The 19,957-nt window shown below is 71.4% G+C and carries 17 protein-coding genes; 14 read left to right on the top strand and 3 right to left on the bottom strand.

Translation table 11 applies throughout. The features are described 5' to 3' along the window. Positions 1–108: 108 nt before the first annotated feature. Positions 109–912 (top strand): chitosanase, encoded by an 804-nt coding sequence (locus KALB_RS10675; RefSeq protein WP_025355712.1) that lies wholly within the window; start codon positions 109–111, stop codon positions 910–912. An 89-nt stretch (positions 913–1,001) separates the two neighbouring features. On the opposite strand, the gene KALB_RS10680 is transcribed toward KALB_RS10675, so the two are convergent. Further along, positions 1,002–1,811, bottom strand: a complete 810-nt coding sequence (locus KALB_RS10680; RefSeq protein WP_025355713.1) for a class I SAM-dependent methyltransferase — start codon at positions 1,809–1,811, stop codon at positions 1,002–1,004. Next, complete coding sequence (locus tag KALB_RS10685; RefSeq protein WP_025355714.1) at positions 1,808–2,479, bottom strand: TetR/AcrR family transcriptional regulator; 672 nt, start codon at positions 2,477–2,479, stop codon at positions 1,808–1,810. The genes KALB_RS10680 and KALB_RS10685 overlap by 4 nt, the downstream gene beginning before the upstream one ends. A 79-nt stretch (positions 2,480–2,558) precedes the next feature. On the opposite strand from KALB_RS10685, the gene KALB_RS10690 reads away from it, so the two are divergent. After that, positions 2,559–4,625 carry a S9 family peptidase gene (locus KALB_RS10690; RefSeq protein ID WP_025355715.1) on the top strand — a complete coding sequence of 689 codons (2,067 nt, stop codon included), beginning with the start codon at positions 2,559–2,561 and terminating at the stop codon, positions 4,623–4,625. Here KALB_RS10690 and KALB_RS10695 read toward each other — a convergent pair. Next, a complete protein-coding gene (locus KALB_RS10695) occupies positions 4,606–5,979 on the bottom strand; it encodes an MFS transporter (RefSeq protein ID WP_025355716.1) in 1,374 nt (457 codons plus the stop codon). The two genes, KALB_RS10690 and KALB_RS10695, sit on opposite strands and share 20 nt — an antisense overlap. Positions 5,980–6,358: 379 nt before the next feature. Between KALB_RS10695 and KALB_RS10700 the strand changes: the two genes are divergently transcribed. The 12 genes from KALB_RS10700 (at position 6,359) to KALB_RS10755 (ending at position 19,950) form a co-directional block, all read left to right on the top strand. Continuing rightward, entirely contained in the window at positions 6,359–7,579 is a 1,221-nt protein-coding gene (locus tag KALB_RS10700) for an MDR family MFS transporter (RefSeq protein ID WP_030108287.1), read from the top strand. Between the two features lie 75 nt (positions 7,580–7,654). Continuing rightward, positions 7,655–8,608 carry a peptidase gene (locus KALB_RS10705; protein ID WP_042220315.1) on the top strand — a complete coding sequence of 318 codons (954 nt, stop codon included), beginning with the start codon at positions 7,655–7,657 and terminating at the stop codon, positions 8,606–8,608. Between the two features lie 2 nt (positions 8,609–8,610). Beyond that, positions 8,611–10,398 (top strand): asparagine synthase (glutamine-hydrolyzing), encoded by a 1,788-nt coding sequence (asnB, locus tag KALB_RS10710; RefSeq protein ID WP_025355719.1) that lies wholly within the window; start codon positions 8,611–8,613, stop codon positions 10,396–10,398. After that, entirely contained in the window at positions 10,395–11,816 is a 1,422-nt protein-coding gene (locus KALB_RS10715) for an FAD-binding oxidoreductase (protein WP_025355720.1), read from the top strand. The genes asnB and KALB_RS10715 overlap by 4 nt, the downstream gene beginning before the upstream one ends. Next, positions 11,813–13,084: an ATP-grasp domain-containing protein gene (locus tag KALB_RS10720; protein ID WP_025355721.1), complete on the top strand. Its 1,272-nt coding sequence runs from the start codon at positions 11,813–11,815 to the stop codon at positions 13,082–13,084. The genes KALB_RS10715 and KALB_RS10720 overlap by 4 nt, the downstream gene beginning before the upstream one ends. Beyond that, positions 13,081–14,211, top strand: coding sequence for a pyridoxal phosphate-dependent aminotransferase (locus KALB_RS10725; protein WP_052360448.1), 1,131 nt, complete (start codon positions 13,081–13,083; stop codon positions 14,209–14,211). The genes KALB_RS10720 and KALB_RS10725 overlap by 4 nt, the downstream gene beginning before the upstream one ends. Positions 14,212–14,491: 280 nt before the next feature. After that, complete coding sequence (locus KALB_RS10730) at positions 14,492–15,277, top strand: alpha/beta fold hydrolase (RefSeq protein WP_035976754.1); 786 nt, start codon at positions 14,492–14,494, stop codon at positions 15,275–15,277. Next, the gene (locus tag KALB_RS10735) at positions 15,274–16,833 is read left to right on the top strand and encodes an amino acid adenylation domain-containing protein (protein ID WP_051913378.1); all 1,560 of its coding nucleotides are present in this window, start codon (positions 15,274–15,276) and stop codon (positions 16,831–16,833) included. Before KALB_RS10730 ends, KALB_RS10735 begins: the two co-directional genes overlap by 4 nt. Continuing rightward, positions 16,830–17,093 (top strand): acyl carrier protein, encoded by a 264-nt coding sequence (locus tag KALB_RS10740; protein WP_025355724.1) that lies wholly within the window; start codon positions 16,830–16,832, stop codon positions 17,091–17,093. Before KALB_RS10735 ends, KALB_RS10740 begins: the two co-directional genes overlap by 4 nt. After that, a complete protein-coding gene (locus KALB_RS10745; protein ID WP_025355725.1) occupies positions 17,090–18,220 on the top strand; it encodes an acyl-CoA dehydrogenase family protein in 1,131 nt (376 codons plus the stop codon). The genes KALB_RS10740 and KALB_RS10745 overlap by 4 nt, the downstream gene beginning before the upstream one ends. A 12-nt stretch (positions 18,221–18,232) precedes the next feature. After that, complete coding sequence (locus KALB_RS10750) at positions 18,233–19,423, top strand: acyl-CoA dehydrogenase family protein (protein WP_025355726.1); 1,191 nt, start codon at positions 18,233–18,235, stop codon at positions 19,421–19,423. Beyond that, the gene (locus KALB_RS10755) at positions 19,420–19,950 is read left to right on the top strand and encodes a flavin reductase family protein (RefSeq protein WP_025355727.1); all 531 of its coding nucleotides are present in this window, start codon (positions 19,420–19,422) and stop codon (positions 19,948–19,950) included. The genes KALB_RS10750 and KALB_RS10755 overlap by 4 nt, the downstream gene beginning before the upstream one ends. Positions 19,951–19,957: the final 7 nt, after the last annotated feature.

Consider the following 19,957-nt stretch of genomic DNA (forward strand, 5'->3'; position numbering starts at 1 on the left):
GCGGCGCACCGTTGACCGGTGCGCCGCGGGCGTTTATGGTGTGCGCTAATAAATAGGAAACTTTCCTAATGAAAGGCGCCGCCACGCCACCGACCCCCGGAGGTCACCGTGCGCCGCGCACTCGTCCCCGCCTGCCTGTCCGCCCTGCTCTGCCTGACCACCGCCGCCCCGGCCCTGGCCGCCGACCCGCTGGTCGCGACCCTGGACGACATCACCGCCGTGTTCGAGAACGGCGCCAACTCCCCGCAGTACGGCTACATCGAGAACCTCAACGACGGCTGCGGCTACACCGCGGGCTGGATCGGGTTCTGCACCCAGACCGGGGACCTGCTCAAGCTCGTCGAGCGCTACAACCAGGCCGCCCCGGACAACGTGCTGGCCAAGTACACCGACACCCTGCGGCAACTGGCCGGTTCCGGCAGCGACGACACCAGCGCGCTGGGCGGGAGCTTCGAGTCCGACTGGAAGCAGGCCGCGCAGGACAGCACCTTCACCGAGCTGCAACTGGCCACCGGCCACGAGCTGTACCTCAACCCGGCCCGCGACCTGGTCGCACAGCACGGGTTGCGCACCAACCTCGGGCTGGCGAACTTCTTCGACACCGCACTGATGATGGGCCCCGGCCCGACCGACTGCGACGGCCTGCCCAAGATCATCGGCGAGACCAGCTCCGCACTGGGCGGGGACCCGGCCAGCGGGGTGGACGAGGCCAGCTGGCTGAGCCGGTTCAACCAGATCCGCGCCGAGCACATGCGCCACCCCTGCACGCCGGGCCGGGAGAACGACTGGCCCTCGGCCACCGGTCGCACCGAGGCGTTGCAGCAGCTTGCCGATGAGGGCAACTGGGCGCTGACCACCCCGTTGACCGTGCATGGCGGGTTCGAGGTGACCATCACCGACCCGCACGATTGAGCCGATCCCGCTGTGTGCGCGATGGTCGGCGGGGTGCTGCACCTGGTCCGCCTCGAACTGGGCGGCCTCGCGGTGCAGCTCGCCGGGGCTCAGCCCTGAGGGCCGAACTCCAGCCGCAGGTACATGCCCAGGTCGCGCACCGCGCGGACCGGCCTGGTCAGCGTGGCGAGGATCCTTGTGGCCCTGGGCAACGACGGGCTGCTCAGCGCGCTCACCGCGTCGGTCAGCCGCAGCGCGGGGTTGGCGCGTTCCAACTCGTGCGGGTCCTCGATGGCCCAGCGCAGCAGCGGGGCGCCGAAGGTACGGGCCAGGTTCCGGTTCACCATGCGGACGGCCAGCCGGTTGTGCGTGTCCCCGGCGAACACCCCGCTGGGGAACCGGTCGGTGATCCGGCGCAGCAGTTCGTGGCCCTGCGCGGGTTCCAGGTACATCAGCAGGCCCTCACCCAGCACCAGCGTCGGCCGGTCGGCGGGCACCTGCGCCAGCCACTCCGGTGCGGTCGCCGAGCAGCCGATCAGCTGGTAGTTCTCCCGTTCCGGGTACAACTGCCGCCGCACGGCCACGACCTCCGGGTAGTCCACGTCGTACCAGCGCACGCCGGGACCGGGGTCGACCCGCCACACGCGCGTGTCCAGCCCCGCGCCCAGGTGCACGACGGTGGCCTGCTCGTGCCGGGCGAGGAATTCCCTTGCCCAGCCGTCGAAGTGCAGGGAACGGGCCGCCACGTTGGGGGCCAGCCGGGGCGTCATGCCGATCCGGCCGAAGTCGTAGTCGATCCTCTCGACGGCCTGTGCCGCCATCGTGTCGTGCAACAGCGAGGGCGTCATGCCCGCGTCCAAGGCCTTGCCGTACAGGGTGATCAGCGCCGTCTCCATGGAACCGGCCAGTCGCACCTTCACGGGGTCGCCTCCTTCGTCAGCTCCTCGGCCCACTGCTCGTACCGGCCCGCCAGCTCCGTGGCCGCCGCGCGGACCGCCTGCGGCGCGGGCCTTCCTGCGGGTTCGAAGGCCAGCCGCAGCGTGGTCGCCAGCGCCTGCGCCTTGTCCGCCACCTCGTGCTCGGCCGCGCCGGGAACCGTCTCCAGCAGGAAGAACCCGCTGATCGTCGCGGAGAGCCGGTAGGACAGCAGCGGATCGGCCGCCGGGTCCCCGGCGAGCAGGCCGTGCGCGTGCAGCACCTCCAGGTACCGCGCGGTCGTGGCCGCCTTGCCCCCGGCGAACCGCCCGCCCTGCACCGTCATCAGCTCACCGAGCACGTCCTGGTTCCCGGTGTACAGCGCCCTGGTCAGCGGCTCGCGCAGCACCTGGCGGAAGGTCCAGCTGAAGGCCCTGTGCAGCAGCACCTCGGCGGGATCGGCCCGCAGCGCCGCGAGCTGCTCGCGGACCAGTTCGGCCGTGCGGCGGGAGATCACCGCGCCGAACAGCTCCAGTTTGCTGGGCCAGTACAGGTACACGGTGCCCTTGCCCACTCCGGCCCGCTTCGCCACCTCGTCCACGGTGACCCTGCGGTAGCCGTGGTCGACCAGCAGCCGCTCCGCCGCGTCGAGGATGCGCCCCGGCTTGTCCACCGCCCACTCCTGACTAACTGACCAGATTAGTTTTCTGGTCAGTGTAGCGCACTCCCGTGCGGGTATTAGGGTGCTCGGCGTGACCGCCGAACTGTCGTTTCCTCGTCAGCACGCCCGCACGCAGCGCTACACCCTCGGTGTGCCCAAGGCGTTCACCGTGGCCCCGGACGGCTCGCGCGTGGTGTACCTGAGGTCGGCCTCCGGCACCGACCGGCGCACCGGCGTGTGGTCGGTGGACGTGGCCAGCGGGGAGCACCGCCAGCTGTTCGACCCCCTTGCCGGGGCCGAGGAGCTGTCCGCGCAGGAGCGGGCCCGCCGCGAGCGCAGCCGGGAGCAGGCCGCGGGCGTGGTCGGCTACGCCACCGACGGCGAGGTCCGGGTGGCGGCGTTCGCCCTGTCCGGGCGGCTGCACGCACTGGACCTGCTCACCGGGGAGAACCGCGAGCTGGCCACCGCCACCCCGGTGATCGACCCCCGGCCGGACCCGACGGGGCGGCACATCGCCTACGTGGCCAACGGCGAACTGCGGGTGGTCGGCCTGGCAGGCGGTGAGGACCGCGCGCTGGCCAGCCCGGAGGGTGAGCAGATCACCTGGGGGCTCGCGGAGTTCATCGCCGCGGAGGAGATGAGCCGCTCGCGGGGCTACTGGTGGTCACCCGACGGCATGCACCTGCTGGCCGCCCGCGTGGACAACTCGCCCGTGCAGCGCTGGTACATCGCCGACCCGGCCAACCCCGGCACGGTGCCCGCCGAGGTGGGCTACCCGGCGGCGGGCACGCCCAACGCCGAGGTCGGCGTGTCGGTGCTCGGGCTGGACGGCAGCCGGGTGGACGTGGAGTGGGACCGGGACGCCCACCCGTACCTGGCGAGCGTGCACTGGTCCACCGGCGGCGCGCCGCTGCTGGCCGTGCAGAGCCGGGACCAGCGCAGCATGCTCGTGCTGGCGGTGAACACCGCCAGCGGCAAGACCACCGTGCTGCACGAGGAGACCGACGAGCGCTGGGTGGAGATCCTGCCCGGGGTGCCCGCGTGGACCCGGGACGGCAAGCTGCTGCGGATCACCGCGCGCGAGGGGGCGTACCGGCTGGTGATCGGTGACGAGGAGGTCACCGGCCCCGAGTTGCAGGTCCGCTCGGTGTCCGCGATCGGCGCGCAGGACGTGCTGATCCGCGCCTCGGAGTCCGACCCCACGCAGGTGCACGTCTACTCGGTCGGCGCGCAGGGCGTGCGGCGGCTCACCGAGGCCCCCGGCGTGCACTCGCTGGCCCGCGGAGGGGACGTCACCGTGCACGTGGAGACCGGCATGGACCACTTCGGTTCGCGCGTGTCCGTGCTGCGCGGCGGGGAGCGTGTGGCCGGGATCGACTCGCTGGCCGAGACCCCGTCGATCACGCCCAACGTGCGGCTGCTGACCGCGGGGGAGCGCGGCCTGCGCTGCGCCCTGCTGCTGCCGACCGGGCACACCACCGGCAAGCTGCCGGTGCTGCTCGACCCGTACGGCGGGCCGCACGCGCAGCGGGTCATGTCGGCGCGCAACGCCTACGTGGCCTCACAGTGGCTGGCCGACCAGGGCTTCGCGGTGCTGGTCGTGGACGGGCGCGGCACGCCGGGCCGGGGCCCGGACTGGGACCGCGCGATCCACCTCGACTTCGCGGGCGCCACGCTGGACGACCAGGTCGACGCCCTGCACGCGGTGGCGGCCGAGCACCCGTTCCTGGACCTGGACCGGGTCGGCATCCGCGGCTGGTCCTACGGCGGCTACCTGTCGGCGCTGGCCGTGCTGCGCCGCCCCGACGTGTTCCGCGCGGGCATCGCCGGTGCCCCGGTCACCGACTGGCGGCTGTACGACACGCACTACACGGAGCGCTACCTGGGCCACCCGCAGGAGCGGCCCGAGGTGTACGACGCCAACTCGCTGATCTCCGACGCCGCCAAGCTGCGCAGCGAGCTGATGATCATCCACGGGCTGGCCGACGACAACGTGGTCGCTGCGCACACACTCCGGCTGAGCAGCGCGCTGCTGGCCGCGGGCCGCCCGCACACCGTGCTGCCGCTGTCCGGCGTCACGCACATGACCCCGCAGGAGCAGGTCGCCGAGAACCTGTTGCTGCTACAGGTGGACTTCCTCAAGCGCGCCCTGGGCTGACCCGCCTGGTCACCAGGTTCATCGCGGTGATCAGCACGCCGGTGGCCAGCAGCAGCCACGCCGTCAGGTGCAGGCTGTGGTCATCGGCGTGCCCGCCGAAGGCGAGCCCGAGCACCGCGGTGGACAGGATCGAGCCCACGTAGCGGAAGCTCTGGAACACCCCGCTGACCGTGCCGGTCTGCTCGGTGGGCGTGCCCGCGTAGAGCACCGCCTGCAGGCCGAGCGTGTTGGGGTTGTTGACCATTCCGACCAGCGCGCCGATCGCCGCCACGAGCACCAGCGGGGTGGCACTGTCCACTGTGAGCATCAGCGCCCCGCCGATGGCCAGCACCAGCGAGGCGGTCAGCAGCACGGGAGCGGGGCCGCCGCCCTGGATCCACCGCGCCGCGAACGGGGTCACCGCCGCGCTGCACACCGCGATCGGCACCAGGATCAGCCCCGCGGTGGTCGGATCGGTGCCGCGAACCCCTTGCAGCCACAGGGGAACCGCGTAGAGCAGTCCGTAGTAGGCGAGGTTGGCCAGCCCGTACTGCGCGAACACGCCCAGCAGTTCCGGGCGGCGGGCCATCAGCCGCACGTCCAGGAACGGCTCCTCGGTCCGCCGCTCGCGCTGGAGGAACAGCACCGTGCAGGGCACGGTGGCGGCCAGCGCGATCCAGGAGGCCGTACTGCCCGGCTGCAACAGGAACACCAGCACGGAGATCAGCGTCAGGCTGTAGAGCAGCGCGCCCGGTATGTCCAAACCGGACAGTGCGCGGCGCCCCGCGGGGCGCGGTTCGTCGGCGGGCAGCCACTTCCCGGCCAGCAGCACGGCCAGCAGCGCCACCGGCACGTTGGCCAGGAAGGTGGCCTGCCAGCCCGCCCAGCTCACCAGCAGCCCGCCCGCGAACGGGCCGACCGCCGCGGAGAGCGTGTTCGTGGTGGTGACCGCGCCGATCGCGCGGGCGGGCGGGGTGCCGTCCGGCAGGGTGAGGTGCCGTCGGATGATCACCAGCCCGGCGGGGAAGGCCACCGAGGTGCCCAGTGCCTGCACCACGCGCAGCCCGACCAGCCAGCCCAGTGAGGGGCACAGCGGGGCCAGTGCGCAGCTGATCGCCACCACCAGCAGACCCCAGCGGAACACGCGGCGCGCTCCGAGCCGGTCCACCAGCCTGCCCATCAGCGCCTGGCCGATGGTGCCCGCCACGAAGAACCCGCTGACCAACCAGGAGACCGCGGTCACCGAGACACCGAAGTGAGCCTGCACCCTGGCCAGCGCCACGGCCACCATGGTGGCGTCCAGCGGGTTGAGGACGGTGCCGGTGGCGATCGCCGCCACCACCAGGCCTGCCCTGATCGGCGTGGCCGTGCTCATCGAAGTTTCCCCCGTTTTTGTGGTACAGACCAATTCATCGTTGTGCGGTTTCAGCCTACCGTCGTCAATTCGGGCACAGTTGCTATGATCTGTCTCACTTACCGCCGAGTAGTGCTAGTGCGGCTCACGTTCACCACTAGCGTGGTCCACGGAACGATGACGAGTTCCGATCACGCTGACTGGGGGGTTTGCGTATGCCGTTACCGGTGTGTTCTGGCCTGGTCAAATCTGGCCACTCATTCACTCATTCGCAGGGTTGACGGCCGTCTTCGGTCGGTATTTCGCCTGCTCCTGGGCGGTGTCACGGTATGGCGGGTGCAATTCTTTGCGCTTTCTTTACGTGCGACCCGCTGGGGATCGTCCACGTGAGAGTTGTGTCGTGCGTATCGCGCTGCGTTCTCTGCAAGGTCTGCCTGCTCAGTACTGGTGGCTGTGGTCGGGAACCCTGATCAATGCACTGGGCGGGTTCGTCGTTCCGTTCATGGCTATTTACCTGACCGTTCAACTTGGATATTCCACGGCCTTCGCCGGGCTGGCCGTGACGCTCTACGGGGTCGGCAACATGCTGGCCTGCCTGGTCGGCGGCATTCTCACCGACCGGTTGGGCAGACGCCCCGCGCTGCTCGGCGCGCAGGTGCTGGCCGCGGTCAGCATGACCGGTCTCGGACTGGCCGTGGACCCGATCTGCATCGGCGTCTTCGCCTTCCTGGTCGGCGCCGGGCTCAACGCCGCCCGGCCCGCCCGCGCGGCGATGATGGCCGACCTGGTGGCCCCCGCCGACCGGGTCCGCGCCTACACGCTGAACTTCTGGGCGATCAACCTGGGCTTCGCCGTGGCGCCCGCGATGGCGGGAGCCTTGGCGGGCAACGGCTTCCTGTGGCTGTTCCTGGCCAACGCCCTGGCCAACCTGCTCTGCGGGCTGATCGTCTACTACAAGCTGCCCGAGACCAGCCCCACCACCACCCGGTCCGAGGCAAGACCTCGGCCGCGGCGGGAATCCGTGCTGCGGGACCGGTTCTTCCTCGGCTTCCTGGTGCTGACCTTCCTGATGGCCATGGTGTACCAGCAGTACCTGGTCGCGCTGCCGGTGCAGATGACCGCCAGCGGGGTGCCCGCCGCGCAGTACGGCCTGGTGATGGGCCTCAACGGGGTGGCCATCGTGCTGCTGCAACTGCCGATCGGCAAGCTCACCCAGCGGGCCGACCCGTGGGTGGTGCTCGCGGTCGCGGCCCTGGTCGCCGGTATCGGCTTCGGGCTGACCACCTTCGCCAGCACCGCACTGCTCTACGCCGCGACGGTGGTCATCTGGTCGGTTGGCGAGATCGCCAACTCCCCGACCTCCATGGCGGTGGTCGCCGACCTGTCCCCGAACTCCATGCGCGGGCGCTACCAGGGGGTCTACAACCTCGCCTGGGGCGCGGCCTCCGCGGTGGCCCCGGTGCTCAGCGGCCTGGCCATGCAGTACGCGGGCACTTGGCTGGTGTGGACCGCCTGCGCGGTGGTCGGCGTGCTCTGCGCGGCGGGCCACCTGCTGTTGGGCCGCAGACGCGCGACGGCACCACCCGAGCCGCAACCGCTGCCGGTACCGGCAGTTCCCTGAACCTCCGCCCACCCGCCGACCCCGTGACCCGGGGCGGCGGTACCCGGCAAGGCCACGAGCCCGAGAGGACTTCCCATGCCTGAGGAAACATCCCGGCACGAGCTGTTCGCCCACACCCGTACCCAGTTGCGCGGACTGGGCCTGCCCGACCGCGACGCCTGGAACCTGCCCTCCTCGCCGCGGCGCTTCGCCGACGGGGCCTGGTTCCGGCTGGAGATCCCCACCGTCAACTCCGCCGCCGCCACTGAGGCCGTGCTGGCCGAGGCCGACCGCCTCGGCGTACAGGTCAACCGGATCACCGAGACCCTGGGCCTGTTCCGGCACACCTCGGCGGAGATCCGCGAGATGGTGGCCCTGTGCGCCGACTACGGCTGCGAGCTGGTGATGTCCCCCGGCCCGCGGGCCACCTACGACACCAGCGCCTCGGCCCTGTCCAGCCAGGGCAGCCGGATGGGTTACCGCCTGCGCGGCCAGGAACAGCTCGTGCGCGCGATCGAGGACGTCAAGCGCGCCTGTGACCTGGGTGTGCGCTCCTTCGTCGTCTACGACGAGGGTCTGTTGTGGACACTCAACGAGATGCGGCTGTGCGGGGCGCTGCCCAGCGAGGTGCACCTGAAGGTCTCCGCGCACTGCGGGCACGGCAACGCCGCCTCCCTGATGCTGCTGGAGCGGCTTGGCGCCGACAGCATCAACCCGGTGCGGGACCTGCAACTGGGCATGTTGGCCGCGCTGCGGTCGGCGATCTCCGTGCCGCTGGACTGCCACACCGACAACCCGGCGGCCTCCGGCGGGTTCATCCGCGTGTACGAGGCGCCGGAGTTCGTGCGGCTGCTCGCGCCGGTCTACCTCAAGGCGGGCAACTCCGCCGTCGGGGAGCACGGCCACGCCACCACCGTGGAGCAGGCGCGGCGCATGGCCCAGCAGGCGTCCATCGTGCGCGAGATCGTGGGCACCCACCTGCCCGAGGCAGTGCAGACCGAGCCGGTGGGCCGCCGCGCCGCGCTGGCCGCGACCGGACTGGGGGCCTGACCATGTGCAGGATCTTCGGCAACCTCGGCGCGAGCCCGCTGTCCGAGCGCGATCTCGACGCCCTGCACCGGCACCAGCGCGGTGGCGGGCCCGACCAGCAGGCCCACCGCAGCGGCCCCAGCTGGTCGCTGGGCGCCAACCGGCTGGCCATCCAGGGCCTGGACGGCGGGGCGCAGCCCTACCGGCACGGCGAGGACATCATCGCCGTGCTCAACGGGGAGATCTACAACCACGACCAGCTCCGGCAGGACCTGCGCGCCCGCGGCTACCGGTTTGCCGACCACTGCGACGGCAGCCTGATCCCCGCGCTGTACCTGGAACACGGGGACCGGTTCGTGGAACTGCTGGACGGCATGTTCGCGCTGGCCGTGATCGACCTGCGCCAGCAGGGCCGCCCGCGGCTGCTGCTGGCCAACGACCCGCTGGGCACGAAGTCGGCGTACTTCTGGTACCGGGCGGGCGAGTTCGTGTTCTCCTCCGAGCTGCCCGCGCTGCTGGCGGTGTCCCGGGTGAGCAGCGAGCTGCGACCCGAGGCGATCGACCTGTACCTGTCCATGCTGGCGGTGCTGGGCAGCGACACCGCCTTCCGCGACGTGCAGCAGCTCGCCCCCGCCAGCCATGTGGTCGTGGAGCCGGGTCGGGCGCCGGTGGTCCGTACCTACCGCACCAGCATCGTGGCGCCCGAGCCCGCCCAGGACCTGGCCAAGGTGGGTGTGCAGTTGCGCGAACTGCTGGACGAGGAGGTGCGCTCGCTGCTCAGCGCGGACGTGCCCGTCGCGCTGATCACCAGTGGTGGCTTGGACTCCAGCCTGCTCACCGCAATGGCGGCACGGCACCAGCCCGGCCTGCACACCTTCAACATCGCCTACCGCGGTGACTGGCCCGCCGACGAGCGCGGGTACGCCGAGCAGGTGGCGCGGGCCAGCGGCGCGGTCTACCACCAGGTGGAGGCCGATCCCGCGGATTTCCCCGAACTGCTGCCGCAGATGGTGGCCCACCTCGGGCAGCCCAACGCGGCCCCGCACTGTCTGAGCACCTACGTGCTGTTCCGCGAGGTGCGTGCCGCGGGCTTCAAGGTGGCCGTGGCCGGTGAGGGCGCCGACGAGCTGTTCGGTGGCTACGAGCGCTTCGCCGTGGCCGCACAGGGCGGTCCCGGGTGGGCCGAGCGCTACCTGGACGCCATGGCACCGGTTCCCGCGCGGATCCGGGACGCGATCTACACCCCGCGGTTCGCCGCGATCTCCTCGCACGCGGACAGCCCGACCTCGCGGATCCGCGCCACCATGGCAGGTCTCGGCGCGCGGCCGGCACTGGAGGACCTGCTGCGGTTCGACCAGGTGGACCGGTTCCCGTACTACATCCTGCGCCGGGCCGACCACCTGAGCATGGCCAGTTCGGTGGAGGTCCGCGTGCCGTTCTGCCAGCCCAGGATCGTGGACTTCGCGCGCTCGCTCGGCCCGGAGTTGAAGATCTCCGAGGGCAAGGTCAAGCGCCCGGTCTACGTCGCCGCCGAGGGCCTGGTGCCCGCGGAGGTGTTGCACCGCAAGAAGCAGCCGTTCACGCTGCCGGTGGGCGCCATGCTGCGCGAGGGGCAGCCGCTGTTCGGCTACGCCACCGAGCGGCTGCGTGGGTCCACCGCGCTGGCCGACTACCTCGTGCCCAGCGCGGTGGCCGGTCTGCTGGCGGAGCAGCGCGAGCGGCCCAGCGACCCCGTGGCGAAGTCCCTGTGGGCGCTGCTCGTCCTGGACCTGTGGCTGGAGCAGGTCCGGACGCTGCGGACGGGCTCGTGACGGCCGCGCTGCTGGACCGGCTCGGGCCCGAGGTGGTGCTCACCGGGCAGGCCGCCGAGGGCTTCGTCCGCGACGAGCGCGGGCTGTTCGACGGCGTACCGGCTGCCGTGGTGCTGCCCCGCTGCACCGAGGAGGTGGCGCTGGCGGTACGCACCTGCGCCGAGAACCGGATTCCTGTTGTGCCGCAAGGCGGCGGCACGGGGTTGGTCGGTGGCGCGGTCCCGGTCGGCAGGGGCGAGCAGGTCCTGCTCAACCTGCGCAGGATGAACCGGATCCGTGCCGTGTACGCCGAGGATTTCGCTCTCGTGGCCGAGGCGGGCTGCGTGCTCGCCGAGGTGCGGGCCGCCGCCGAGCGCGCGGACCGGTTGTTCCCGCTGAGCCTCGCCTCGGAGGGCAGCTGCCAGCTCGGCGGCAACCTGGCCACCAACGCGGGCGGGCTCAACGTGGTCCGGTACGGCAACACCCGTGATCTCGTGCTGGGACTGGAAGTCGTGCTGGCCGACGGCACGGTGTGGAACGGGTTGCAGCGGCTGCGCAAGGACAACACCGGCTACGACGTCAAGCAGCTGTTCGTCGGCTCCGAGGGCACACTCGGCGTGATCACCGCAGCCAGTCTGCGGCTGTTCCCCTTGCCGCGCAGGACAAGTACGGCGCTGCTCGGGCTCGTCGACATCAAGTCGCTGGTGCCCCTGCTGGAGCTGGCCCGCCGTTGCTTCGACGACCGGGTCAGCTCCCTGGAGCTGCTGCCCGCGGCCGGGCTGGACCTGCTCGTCCGGCACGTGCCCGGCAGCCGGTACCCGATGGGCCAGCGGCACCCGTGGTACCTGCTGGTGGAGGCCAGTTCCTCGACCGTGCGAGGCGACCTGGACGCGGTCATGGACGCGTTCCTGACCACCGCCCTGGACTCGGGGCACGCGGCCGACGCCGTGCTGGCCGTGGACCGCGCCGACGCCGATCGGCTGTGGGCGTTGCGGGAGAACCTGTCCGAGGCGCAGAAGCGGGCCGGTGGCACCGTGAAGCACGACGTCTCGGTGCCGTTGAGCGAGGTCGGCGAGTTCGTCATCGCTGGCACCCGGCTGGTGCACGAGCGGCTGCCGGGCGCCCAGGTGATCGCGCTCGGCCACGTCGGCGACGGCAACGTGCACTTCAACGTGCTGCCGTCACCCGGGCAGAGCGCCAGGGACACACATTTGTGGCACCGCGTCAACGAGTTCGTGCACGAGTTGGTGGCGCGCTTCGGCGGCAGCATCAGCGCCGAGCACGGCATCGGCCTGCTCAAGCGCGAGGCCCACGCTGAGCACGCCGACCCGGTGCGGCTGCGGCTCCAGGCCGCGGTCAAGCAGGCGCTGGACCCGTTGCAGATCATGAACCCCGGCAAGGTCCTCTCGCAGGACGTCACAGGAGGGAAGACCCGGTGAGCCCCAGACCCAAGCTGGTTCTGGTCAACCAGCGCACGACGCTGCCCTGGGTGTTCGAGGCCGCTGAGCGCGTGGGCGTCGACATCGTGCTCGTGCCCAGGCACGACGAGGTGGTGGACCCAGCCAAGCTGCCGCCGGTCGTCGTGGAGTGCCTGCCGTTGCAGCTCTACACCGACCCGGCCGGGGCCATCGCCGAGTTGGCGCGGCGGCACGCGGAGTCCCCGTTTGCCGGGATCCTGTCCGGCTGCGACCCCGCGGTGCCCTTCGTGGCCAGGGCCGCCGCCGAACTGGGCCTGCCGGGGCTTGCCCTCGAGGCGGCCGAGGTGGCCAGGGACAAGCGGCTGATGCGCGAGCGGCTGCGTGCCGCCGGGCTGAACACCCCGGGGTTCGTGGCGATCACCGCGCCCGAACAGTGGGAGCTGGCCGCGAGGCTTGAGTTCCCCGTGGTGGTCAAGCCCGCCAACGGGTACGGCAGCTTCGGTGTGACCAAAGTGGACAGTGTCGAGGAGTTGGCGCGGACCGTGAACGCGGTCTGGGCCCAGTGCGGGGTCGAGCTCGACGCCTACAGCGAGCACCCCGAGCAGCTGCTCGGCCTGGTGGTCGAGGAGTACCTGGACGGGCCGGAGATCTCCGTGGAGTCGCTGGCCTTCCAGGGTGAGGTGACCGTGGTCGTGGTCAGCGACAAGGGAAAGCCGGTCGGTCCGTACTTCGAGGAGGTGGGCTTCCGTAGCCCCGCCGTGCTGCCGGAGGAGGTCCGGGACGAGATCGTGCGCGAGGTCGCCGCGGCACACGCCGCGTTCGGCATCACCGACGCCGCCACGCACACCGAGCTGCGCCTGCACCGCGGGCGCCCGCACCTGCTGGAGATGGGCGCGCGCATCGGTGGTGGCGGCATGACCCACCAGGTCGCGCGAATCGTCACCGGCATCGACTACGCCGCGGAGACCATCCGCATCCTCACCGGGCAGCGCCCGCACTGCTGGGGCAAGCCGATCGAGCACCTCGGGCACTGCGGGGGCTACATCGTGCCCTGCGGCGGGCACGGCAGGATCGTGGCGGTGCACGGGATCGCGGAGCTGCACGAGGACCCGAGGGTGGACTACGCGGTGCAGATGCTGTGGCCCGGCGACGTGGTGCGGCCCTACCCGGACTGGTCGGGCTACCCGGCGTTCATCATGTCCCACCACGACAGCGACGAGCAGACCGCCGCGTTCCACCGCGAGCTGGACGAGCGGATCCGCCTGGACTACGAGGACATCGGCACGTGAGGGCCTCGCGGGCGGTCGGCAGAATCCGGGCGGGCTCGCTGCGACCAGGCGGGTCCGCCCCGCCGCCCGGGGTGATCTCGCTGGCGATGGGGGAGCCGGACTTCCCCACGCCGCAACCGATCGTGGCGGCGGCCGTCGCCGCGCTGCGCGAGGGCTGGACCCGCTACGGGGACCTCAACGGGGACCCGGAACTGCGCGCGCTGGTCGCCGAGCAGTGCGGGCCCGGCTGGACCGCCGAGGAGGTGCTGATCACGCACGGCGGTTCGGCCGGGCTGGCCGCCACGATCCTCGCGCTGGTGGACCCCGGCGACTCCGTGGTGCTGCTGGACCCGACCTACTCGCTGTACGCCGACCAGGTCCACCTGGCGGGCGGCCACCCGGTCCGGGTACCCACCCGGCCGGACGGCCACCTGGACCTGGACGCGCTGGCGCCCGCACTGCGCGGCGCGAAGCTCCTCGTGCTGTGCAACCCCGGCAACCCGACCGGTTCGGTGTTCACAGTGGAGGAACTGCACGCGCTGGGCGAGTTGGTGCACGGCACGGACACGGCGGTGCTGGCCGACGAGGCGTACCGGGACCTGGTCTACGACGGGCGCCGCTTCGTCTCCGCGCTGGAAGTGCCCGCACTGCGGGCGAACCTGGTGCTGTGCGTGACCTTGTCCAAGACCTACGCCATGACTGGCTGGCGGATCGGCTACGTGGTGGCCGCCCGCCCACTGATGCGCGCGATCAGCCTGGTGCACCGCGGGCTCAACGCCTCGGTGAACGCCGCGGTGCAGCGGGCGGCGCTGACCGCGCTGCGCCTGGGACCGGACCTCGCGGCGCCGATGGTGGCCGCCTACCAAGCGCGCCGGGACCTCGTGGTGCGCGAGCTGGCGGCGGTGCCGGGGCTCGACCTGCCGGTGCGGCCGGAGGGCGCGTTCTACGTCTTTCCCCGCTACCACGCCAAGATCCGCTCCGCGGAGCTGGTGCGGTTGCTGGCCGCGGGCGGGGTCGCGGTACGGGCGGGCGGCGAGTTCGGCCCGGCCGGTGAGGGACATGTGAGGATTTCTTTCGCCACCGGCGAACACCAGCTCACCGAGGGGTTGCGTCGTTTGGGTGAGGTGCTCGCCCGGTGTGCGGTATGACCGATTCGCCCTTGGTTGTTCGTAGGATTGGTCACTCAACCACCGGTTGACCATCGAGTTTTGCTCGGGTACGGTCAACTGCGTCTGGGGGAATTCGATAACGCTGGGGGGCGTTGTTTTCGTGAGTACATCTCTGAGCGCGTAGTCGCTCTTCACACTTCCTGCTCCCATGTGGAGCCTGCGCGGATCCGGGGTGGGTCCGTTTCTTGAACCTGCGCTCGTGAGGGCGAGCGCTGCGTTCCGGCACCTTGTTGCCGATATTTTCCGAAAGGGTAGTCGCGTGCCTGTAGTCGAGACACGGAATGGCCCCGTCGAACATTTCTTCATCGATGGGGACCCTGATCTGGCTCCGCTGGTATTCCTGCACGGCGGGCTGGGCTGCACCGCCTCCTGGGGGCGTTTCCCGTCCCTGCTGGCCGCCGAGACCGGCCGCCGCGCCCTGCTGTTCTCCCGCATCGGCAGCGGCTACTCGGGCCCGGCCACCAGGCCCAAGACCGCGCGCTACGTGCACGAGGAGGGGCAGGAGGCGTTGCCGGAACTGCTCGACCTGCTCGACGTGCGGCGCCCGGTCTTCGTCGGGCACAGCGACGGCGGCTCCATGGGCCTGCTGTACGCGGCGATCCGCCCGGTGGAGGCCGTGGTCGCGTTGGGTCCCCACCTGTACTTCGAGGAGCAGAACCGGCTGGGCATCCTGGCCGCGCAACAGTCCTATGCGGACGGTCCACTCGCGAGGAAGATGGGGCTGGTCCACCGGGACCCGAAGTCTGTTTTCGACCGGTGGAGCCAGGTCTGGCTCTCCGAGGAGTTCAGCCGCTGGAACATCGAGGCGGACGTGGCCGCGGTCACCGACCCCGTGCTGATGATCCAGGGCGACCGCGACGAGTACGGCAGCCTCGACCAACTCGACGCCCTGGAGCGCTCGGTGTCCGGGCCGGTCAAGCGGGTGGTGCCCGAAGGTGTGGACCACTACCCGCACCTGGTCTGCCCCGACCTGGTCATCGAGCAGACCTGCGTCTTCCTCGCCGAGCACGCGAACCGCACGCAGAAAGCCGAGGAACTCTCGTGACCAGGCTGGACGCACTGCTGAGCACCGCGGCCAAGCTGTACCCGGAGCGGCCCGCGCTGGCCGCCGAGGGCCGCACCTGGACCTACGCCGAGCTGGAGCAGCTCGTCGAGGAGCTGTCCTGGCAGCTCAGCGCGGCCGGGATCCGCACCGGTGACCGGATCGGGGTGTACGCGGGCAAGGGCTCCTCCGCCGTCATGGCGATCTACGCCGGGCTGCGCGCTGGTGCCGTCGTGGCCCCGATGGACGTGGCCGACCCGCCCGCCCGCACCGCCCGCATGGTGCACAACGCGGGGCTGTCGGTGCTGCTGACCGTGGACCGCTCGCTTGGCGCCTGCCGCGAGGCCGCCGAGCTGGCCACCGAGGGCGTGGACCTGGGCTCGGGTGAGCTGGACTGCGGGCTGAACTGGGTCCGCACCATCGCCGAGGCCGACCGCCCCGAGGCCCTGCCCGCGCCCACCGACCAGGGCGGCTACATCCTGTTCACCTCGGGCAGCACCGGCTGGCCCAAGGGAGTGCTGCTCTCGCACGAGAACGTGGCGCACTACGCGCTGTGGGCCGCCGAGGAGTTCGGCCTCACCGAGCGGGACCGGATCGGCTCGCAGGCCGCGCTGACCTTCGACCTGACCACCTTCGACCTCTACAGCGCGGCCTCGGCCGGTGCCTGCGCCGTGCTGATGCCCGACGTGCTGCGCGCCTTCCCGCGCGACGTGGTGAACTGGCTCAACGACAACCAGATCACCGCGTTCATGGCGGTGCCCTCCCTGTACCACAACATGTTGCTCCAGGGCGGTTTCGCCGAGTCCGTGCCGCCCACGCTGCGGGTGGCGGCCTTCGGCGGCGAGGCCTTCGCCCCGCGCCACCTGGAGCGCTACCTGGAACTGCTCGGGGACGTGCCGTTCTACAACCTGTACGGCCCCACCGAGACCAACGCCTGCACCTACTACCGGATGCCCGCGGACTGGACCGCCGAGCAGGAGCTGACCATCGGCCGGGGCATCGGCGGGGTCACCATCGAGGTGCTCGACGAGGACGGGCGGCCCACCGACGGGGAGGGCGAGATCGTCGTCGGCGGCCCCACGGTGTTCCAGGGCTACCTGGAGCGGGGTGTGCTGCGCGATCCCACCGCGCTGGTGGCCTTCCGCGACGGCAGCGTGCAGCGCGCCTACTTCAGCGGGGACATCGGCCGCATCACCGCCGACGGCCTGGTGTACCTGCGCGGCCGGCGCGACTCCCAGGTCAAGCGGCGCGGTCACCGCATCGACCTGCTCGACGTGGAGAGCGCCGTGCTGGAACTGCCCGGCGTGGCCACCGCGGCCGTGGTCGCCAAGCAGGGCGAGCACAGCGGGCAGTTCTGGGCCTACGTGCAGACCGGTTCCACCGAGGCCGAGGTGCTCACCGCGCTGGGTGCCGCGCTGCCCAAGCGCATGCTGCCCGACCGCGTGGTGGTGCTGCCGAGCCTGCCCACCACGACCAGCGGCAAGGTCGACCGCCGCGCACTCGGCGGCGAGTTCCCCGCCGCCCCCACCACCACTAGCACCGAGGAGATCCCGGTATGACCAGCGTCGAAGACCTCTGCACCCTGATCAGCGGCCAGATCACCTGGGGCCGCGGCCAGAGCCCCCAGCAGCTGACCCCGGACACGATGCTGCTGGAGATGGGCCTGCTCGACTCGCTGGCGATCATGCAGATCGTCACCGCGCTGAACAGCCAGGCCGGGATCGTGCTGCCGGACACCGAGATCGTGGCGGCCAACTTCCGCAGCCCCGCCGCGCTGTGGAAGCTCATCGAGTCGCTGCCCGCGGGGGCGACCCAGTGACCGAGCTGCCCCGGCTGGGCTGCGCCGCCACCGAGGAGGTGGTCGCCGAGTTCCGCGACCGGGCAACGCCGATCGCGGAGCTGTTGGCGGGCAAGGGTTTCCTCGACCAGTGGCAGGCAATGGCCGAGCTCGGCGTGCTGCGCATGGCGCAGGGCACGGTCACCCGCAGCCTGGCGGTCATCGAGGGCATCGGCCTGGCCGGGATCGACCCCGGCGTGGTCTACGCGCTGGCCTCCCAGCTGTTCGGCATGCAGTTCCCGCTGCGGGCAACCCTGTCCGAGGCGGCCTGGGCCGAGTTCGCGCACGTCCAAAATGGACAGACACTGGTGTGCCACGCGCTGACCGAGCGCAAGGGCGGCAGCGATCCGCTGTCCATGGACACCCGTGCCCGCCGCGAGGGTGACGGGTACGTGCTCGACGGGGCCAAGACCTTCATCACCGCGGCCCCGGTGGCCGACCTGGTGCTGACCTTCGCCCGCACCGCCGAGGGCCGTTCCCCGTTCGCGCTGTCGGCCTTCCTGTTCCCGGCCGACACACCGGGGGTGATCCGTGGCAGCGAGTTCGACAAGACCGCGCTGAGCACGGTACCGATGGGGGAGCTGGTCTTCGACGGGGTGCGGCTGCCCGCCGACAGCCTGGTCGGGGAGGAGGGCTCCGGCCTGGCCGTGATGGCCTCCACCACGGCGTGGGAGCGCGCGGTGATCCTCGGCTACGCCCTGGGCCCGATGCGCAGGCTGCTGCGGCGTATCACCGAGTGGGCCGGCCGGCGCGAGCAGTTCGGCCGTGTGATGGGCAACAGCCACCAGGTGGCCGCCCGGATCAGCGACATGGCGATGGCCGTGCACCGCTCGCGCACCCTGTTGTACGCCATGGCGGCGCGGCTGGACGCGGGCACGCCCGCCAGGCAGTTGGCCGCCGAGGCCGCGCTGACCAAGATCTCCGTCTCCGAGGACTACGTGCGGCTGACCGAGCACGCCACGGCCCTGTCCGGGGTACGCGCGTTCATCGCCGACTCCGAACTCCCGGCAGACCTGCACAGCCCGATGGCCGCGCTGACCTACGCCGGTCCCAACGACCTGTTGCGCGTGGGCGTCGCCCGCCAATTCGGCCTCCCGGTCGAGAACTGACAAGGACAACCGATGACGACGTTGCCCACAACCATGGACGAGATCCTCAAGCTGGCCGAGCAGACCGGCGCCGCACTGGCCCCGCTGGCCGCCGACGTGGACGCCGGTCGCAGCAACGGCCACGAGACCTACCGCATCCTGCGCGATGCCGGGCTGCTCGGCCTGCTCGTGCCCCGCGAGGCGGGCGGTGCCGGGCTCGGCTTCGCCGACTACTCAAGGGTTCTGGCGGTGCTCGGCGCCCACAACGGTGCCGCCGCACTGGGCTTCAACATGCACAACGTGGCGATCGGCGCGCTCTCCGAGTCGGCGGGCACCGCACTGCCGCCCGCCGCCGAGAAGTTCCGCGCCTGGCTGTTCGACGAGGTGGTGTCCGGGCGCAAGATGTTCGCCTCGGCCACCTCCGAGCTGGGCACCGGGGCCAAGCTGCGCGGCATCCGCACCAGCTACCGGCTCAGCGAGGACCGCGAGCACTTCGTGATCACCGGCGAGAAGTCCTTCGTCTCACTGGCCGGGGTCGCCGACTACTACGTGGTCGTCGCCCGCGCCGAGGGCAGCGAGGGCACCGGCGAGGTCTCGCACTTCGTGGTCTCCGCGCAGGACGAGGGCATCAGCTTCGGCGAGGTGCACGGCCTGTCGGCCATGTACGGCACCAGCACCGCCGCGATGAAGCTGGACGGGGTGAAGGTCCCGCGCGCACGCCTGTTCCTCGGTGTGGAGGGCATGTCCCTGTTCAAGCTCGTCCGCGAGCCGCACTGGATGGCCGCCGGCTACACCGGTGCCTACCTTGGCATCGCCGAGGCGATCTACCAGTTCAGCGCCGACTACGTGGCAGCCTCGCCCAAGCGGGCGGAATCCGCTGTGCTGCAACGGGATCTGGGCCGCATGTCGGCTCGGCTGCGGGCGGCCCGCGCCCTGGTGCACGCCGCGGGCGCGCAGGTGGACGCCGAGCGCGGCAGCCTGGAGGCCAACGCCATGGTGCACGCCGCCAAGTACCTGGTCGGCGAGGTGGGGCCCGCGCTGGCCCAGGACGCGCTGCGGGTCTGCGGCTCGGCCGCGGTCAGCCGCTCGCAGCCGCTGGAGCGCTACATCCGGGAGGCCTCGTTCTCCTCGGTGATGCCCGCCAAGCCCGACGAGTGCCTGGAGTACCTGGGCAAGGCCGCGCTGGGCGTGAACCTGTACGACGCACAGGCGTTCGACTGGTGACCGCCGCGACCACCGGCACCGTCAGCGCGGAGCAGTTCCGCGAACTGATGGGAGCGCATCCCAGCTCGGTGGCCGTGATCACCACCATCGACGAGCAGGGCACCCCGCACGGGTTCACCTGCACCGCCCTGTGCGCCGTCTCGCTGGACCCGCCGATGCTGCTGGTGTGCGCCGCCAACACCGGGCGCACCCTGCCGGTGCTGACCCGCAGCGGGCACTTCGCGGTGAACCTGTTGCACACCAGGGGGCAGCGCGCGGCCGAGGCCTTCACCAGCCGGACCGCGGACCGGTTCTCCGCCGTGCCGTGGCGGCCCGCGCCCGGCTCGGGCCTGCCACTGCTGGAGCAGGACGCGCACACCGTGGCCGAGTGCCGCGTGGTGCGCCTGGACCCGGCAGGCGACCACACGATCGTGCTCGGCGAGGTCGTGCGCACCGGCTCGTGCGGCGATCCCGCACAGGCGCTGCTGTATGGCCTGCGCACCTACGCAACCTGGCCACCCGCCACCGAAACCACACCGAGGGATTGAGGTCACG

The sequence above is a fragment of the Kutzneria viridogrisea DSM 43870 genome (genome assembly GCF_000525635.1).
Classification (GTDB): Bacteria; Actinomycetota; Actinomycetes; order Mycobacteriales; family Pseudonocardiaceae; genus Kutzneria; species Kutzneria viridogrisea.

Excerpts from the sequence above, each read along its gene's own strand:
- KALB_RS10740 (WP_025355724.1), top strand. The coding sequence starts at position 16,830 with ATGACCAGCGTCGAAGACCTCTGCACCCTGATCAGCGGCCAGATCACC.
- KALB_RS10705 (WP_042220315.1), top strand. The coding sequence starts at position 7,655 with ATGCCTGAGGAAACATCCCGGCACGAGCTGTTCGCCCACACCCGTACC.
- KALB_RS10695 (WP_025355716.1), bottom strand. The coding sequence starts at position 5,979 with ATGAGCACGGCCACGCCGATCAGGGCAGGCCTGGTGGTGGCGGCGATC.
- asnB (WP_025355719.1), top strand. The coding sequence starts at position 8,611 with ATGTGCAGGATCTTCGGCAACCTCGGCGCGAGCCCGCTGTCCGAGCGC.
- KALB_RS10750 (WP_025355726.1), top strand. The coding sequence starts at position 18,233 with ATGACGACGTTGCCCACAACCATGGACGAGATCCTCAAGCTGGCCGAG.